General features: G+C 41.4%; 3 protein-coding genes. 2 read left to right on the top strand and 1 reads right to left on the bottom strand.

Features of this window, described 5'->3' with window-relative positions; all coding sequences use genetic code 11:
* The coding region (locus L995_RS33630; protein WP_197065085.1) for a hypothetical protein at positions 1-330 on the top strand (330 nt) is incomplete at its 5' end.
* A gap of 430 nt (positions 331-760) precedes the next feature.
* Here the strand turns inward: L995_RS33630 and L995_RS34120 are convergent.
* The gene (locus tag L995_RS34120; RefSeq protein WP_231574316.1) at positions 761-1282 is read right to left on the bottom strand and encodes a hypothetical protein; all 522 of its coding nucleotides are present in this window, start codon (positions 1280-1282) and stop codon (positions 761-763) included.
* Positions 1283-1665: 383 nt separating this feature from the next.
* Here L995_RS34120 and L995_RS32655 point away from each other — a divergent pair, with 383 nt between their 5' ends.
* Positions 1666-1974 carry a hypothetical protein gene (locus L995_RS32655; protein ID WP_156135958.1) on the top strand — a complete coding sequence of 103 codons (309 nt, stop codon included), beginning with the start codon at positions 1666-1668 and terminating at the stop codon, positions 1972-1974.
* The last annotated feature ends 297 nt before the right edge of the window (positions 1975-2271 follow it).

Raw genomic sequence — 2271 nt, 5'->3', positions numbered from 1 at the left:
ACACCAATCGGGATTTTTGACCCAGTCAGTGAAATATATGGTGGGATGATCTTCCAGAATGTTGCAGCGGGTATAGCCCAGTTTTGGCATGGCATAGTATTGAAAAGGCGTAATTGCAAAAATACAAAAAACATAATAAAAACTCCAACGGCTATGGCGGATAAAAAAATACGCGTTGGGATTTTTATAGCGTCTTCTGAACAAGGGACTGATTTTTGTATTGCAATGATAATTCCTGTGATTGAAATTATTGGCACACACAACGCAATTGGATCAAATGGTGTGATTCTTACAGATGGGGCGAGTTTGTTTAAATCATCTGCGGTTTGATATAGAGAATATAAAATACTCCAAATTGACATTGTCAGAAGCAGCAGAAAAAGTGGAATACTCCATATTAGTGATTTTCTGATTTCGGTTAAATTTCTGTTGTCCATTTGGAGACTTATAAAATTTGGCGATTGATCAGGGGTGGAATATCTTTAGGAAATAAAGTTTTTTATTACCCAGTGTTTATCGATTCTATTTAAATCGACCTGGATAGAGGGGGCCCTTAAGGCCATGGCTGGGCGTTTCGGGTTCGGTACTCACTTCATGCCACCGTTATTCGCTGCCGCCACCGCTGCCAAAGACTGGGCCTAGTGTTTGCGCGGAAGCGTAGTGATTTCTGGGGAGCCGCGAGGAGCTGTTCTGACACACATGCAACCACACTACGCGGAAAGGTCAGAAAGTTGTAGGCCTTGTGATCTGCACTTTTTGTTTATGGATTTAGCTCGGTGCTACCGCCTAGACGGGCTTGCTCATTAACCCACTTCCTGCTTTTGCCGCGTACGCACCAGTCAGGGTTTTTCACCCAGTCTGAAAAATAAATATTTGGATGGCCTTCTAATATATTGCAGCGTGTATATCCTAATCTTGGCATGGCGTAATACTGCAAAGGTGTAACAACAAGAAGGCAGAAGAGCATAATTCCTCCGCCTGTGATGACAGAAATCGCAAGAACGCGTTCTGAGATTATTAGAGTGCCTGCTTTGCAGGGGATTGCTTTTTGTATCACCGATACAAGTATCGTAAATCCCATTATCGGGAAATATACCCCTACCAAATCACCAGGTGTGATTCTTACCGAGGGCGCTGAATTCCTTAAATCGGCGATTGTTTTTAGAAATGAATGTTCTGTATTCCAAATTGAGAAAACCAAAACAAATATAATTGATGGAATTCCATATATCAATGATTTTCTGACATCGGCTAGGTTGTTTGTTTCCATTTCGATATCCATCAATCTCTCCGGCTGATAGGGAGTGCCAGATTGTCTGGTTGCATCCAAAGATTAGATTTTGCTATTTATTCTTTCATGGGTGGCGCCTAATTAATCGAGGTAATGACGGTGGCACTGGTTTCCCATAGGCACCACGTCAATCAGCTTTAAAATGAAAACACCTTGAATGCCATTTCATAAAACTCCATGAGAGGAATTATTTGGAAAGACGGGATTGCTCATTCACCCATTCCCGGCTTTTGCCATGCACACACCAGGCGGGATTCTTTACCCAGTCTGTAAAATAAATAGTGGGGTGGTCTTTCAAAATATTGCAGCGTGTATAGCCTAATTTTGGCATGGCATAGTATTGCAAAGGAGTTATTACAAGAAGACAAGTAATCATGATCACTACTCCCGTGATTGTAGTAATAGTGAGAATGCGCTCTGAGATTTCCAGGATACTTGATCTGCAAGGAATTGATTTTTGTACAAGAAAAATAATTCCTGTGAGTGACATTATTGGGAAATACGCCACAAGCAAACTGGATGGTGTAATTCTTACGGATGGAGCGGAATTTTTTAGATCAATTATTGTGTTTAGAAATGAATATTTCGTACTCCATATTGATAGTGCTGAAACCAACAGAAGGGAAGGAATGCCATGGATTAAAGATTTTCTGAACTCGGTCAGATTATTTTCTTCCACTTAAATATCCATATTTTTCGATTAATAGGTGCCAGAAGATTGCTGGAATGTACCGAGCGTTTGTCTCTGTTTTTCTTCTTTTACTTATGTTGCTTAACTCTCTCAGGTTGCTGGCGCTATCTCTGATTTCCCTTTGTCATACCACCATACGACTTGGACGACATTTCACCGAGATCCATGGTCTGAATCATTGGGCAGGCGAGCTTGCTCATTGACCCATTCCCGGCTTTTGCCTCGCACACACCAATCGGGATTTTTGACCCAGTCAGTGAAATATATGGTGGGATGATCTTCCAGAATG

This window comes from Delftia sp. ZNC0008 (assembly GCF_000799035.1).
Taxonomy (GTDB): Bacteria; Pseudomonadota; Gammaproteobacteria; order Burkholderiales; family Burkholderiaceae_C; genus Comamonas; species Comamonas tsuruhatensis.
The sequence above is the reverse complement of the archived record's forward strand: the minus strand, read 5'-3'. Positions and strand labels throughout refer to the sequence as shown.

Bases quoted from the DNA above. Each gene is read 5' to 3' on its own strand.
- L995_RS32655 (WP_156135958.1), top strand. From the start codon at position 1,666: ATGATCACTACTCCCGTGATTGTAGTAATAGTGAGAATGCGCTCTGAG.
- L995_RS34120 (WP_231574316.1), bottom strand. From the start codon at position 1,282: ATGGATATCGAAATGGAAACAAACAACCTAGCCGATGTCAGAAAATCA.